This is a genomic window from Romboutsia sp. (genome assembly GCF_051659545.1).
Taxonomy (GTDB): domain Bacteria; phylum Bacillota; class Clostridia; order Peptostreptococcales; family Peptostreptococcaceae; genus JBOFOR01.
The window spans coordinates 1-1,905 of sequence record NZ_JBOFOR010000081.1 but is presented as its reverse complement, the minus strand read 5'-3'; the positions used below and the strand labels follow the sequence as shown (position 1 = coordinate 1,905).

General features: G+C 28.8%; 1 protein-coding gene. It reads left to right on the top strand.

Annotated features, from left to right (window positions below; all coding sequences use genetic code 11):
• Positions 1-177: 177 nt before the first annotated feature.
• A partial coding sequence (locus tag ACRC03_RS05015) for a methyl-accepting chemotaxis protein (protein WP_438651466.1) occupies positions 178-1,905 on the top strand: 1,728 nt, incomplete at its 3' end.

The following is a 1,905-nucleotide window of genomic DNA, read 5'->3' as shown; positions in this document are numbered from 1 at the left end:
AATATTTAGAGGATGGCTTTTTATAATTAAAATTTAATGTGATTAAATTAAATATAAATAAATATATAAAGTAATTTAAATTTAATCCGATAATTAAATATGAATATGTCTAATTCTTGTATAAATAAGTGCAAGAGTTCTTTTTTTGCAAAAAATAAAATATAAAGGGGAAAGATTTTGAGAAAAAAAGATAAAATTAATCGAAAAATGAAATTATTTAAAAAAAATTCAACAATGGGTATCAAAGGAAAGCTATTATTTTCATCAATATCAATAATTGTAGTAATAGGACTAATAGTGGGTGTGGTGTCAGCAGTTACATCATATAAAGGTACAAAATCATCTATTGAAAAATCACTTAGAGTAACATCAGATACTACTGCACAAAGGGTATCTAATAGACTTGAAGTGTATAAATCTTTAGTAACTGAAATGTCAGCTAATGCAGATTTCATAAATGTAATAATGGATGGTTCAGAAGAAAATAAGAATAATATGAATAAAAACATAGAAAGAATATACAAATCACATCAAGATATATACGATATGGTTATTGTTGATAAAAATGGTAAAGATTTAATAACAGATATTAATCTATCAGACAGGCAGTACTTTATAGATACCATGGAAAAGAAAACAGCATTAACAAATGATATTGTAGTTAGTAGAGAAGATGGTAAGTTTATCTTAGTAACAAGTGCACCTATAATGGTTAATGGAGAGATACAGGGTGTGATAGGAATAATAACTGATGCAGTTGTACTATCAGAAATAGCCAAGCGTACAGAAATAGGTGAAAGTGGAAAAACAAGTATTGTAAATTCAAGTGGTACTGAAATTGGTAATAGTGATACTAATCTTGTAAAAGAAGAATACAATGTAATAGCTAAAGCTAAAGAAAATAAGTCTTTAGAAACAATAGCAAAAATATATGAAGATATGATTGCAGGAAATAGTGGATTTGGAGAGTATGAAATAGGGAAAGAAAATAAGTTTATAGCGTATGCACCTATAGAAGGTACAAATGGATGGTCTATTGGAGTATCAGCAGATGAAAAAGAGTTTATGAAGGATAGTATAAGGGGTTTAATATTAATTGTTATATTTACTGTTATAACTTTATTGATAGCCATAGTTATAATGCTACGAGTTTCAAATAATATAGTAAATCCAATCCTATTATGTATAGATAGGATAAAACTTTTATCTCAAGGAGACTTATCTTCACCAGTTCCAGATATAAAAACTAATGATGAAACAAAGATATTAATAGATGCAACATCTGGTCTTGTAAATAATTTATCAGAAATAATACAAGATATAGATTATGTATTAGTGTCAATATCAAAGGGAGATTTGACAGTTAAAACAGAGGCAAATTATATAGGTGATTTTGCTAGTATAAAAAAAGCTACAGATAATATAACAGAGTCACTAAACGATGTAATGGGAGAAATCGTATGTGCATCAGAACAAGTTGCTTCTGGAGCAAGTCAAGTTTCTATAGGTGCTCAATCACTAGCCCAAGGAACTACAGAACAAGCTAACAGCATAGAAGAACTTTCTGCTACAATAGTAGATATTTCTAATAAAATAAATAGCAGTTCAGAAAATGCAAATAAAGCTAATAAAATAGTAAAAGAAGTAGAAATGAAAATGGAAGAAAGTAATTCTCAAATGAATGATATGATGTCGGCGATAACATTGATAAACGAAAAGTCGAATCTAATAAGTAAAATAGTAAAAACAATAGATGATATAGCATTCCAAACGAATATACTTGCACTAAATGCAGCAGTAGAGGCAGCTAGAGCAGGACAGGCAGGGAAAGGATTTGCTGTTGTTGCAGATGAAGTAAGAAGCTTATCTGTAAAAAGTGCAGAAGCAGCAAGAAATACTACTGCT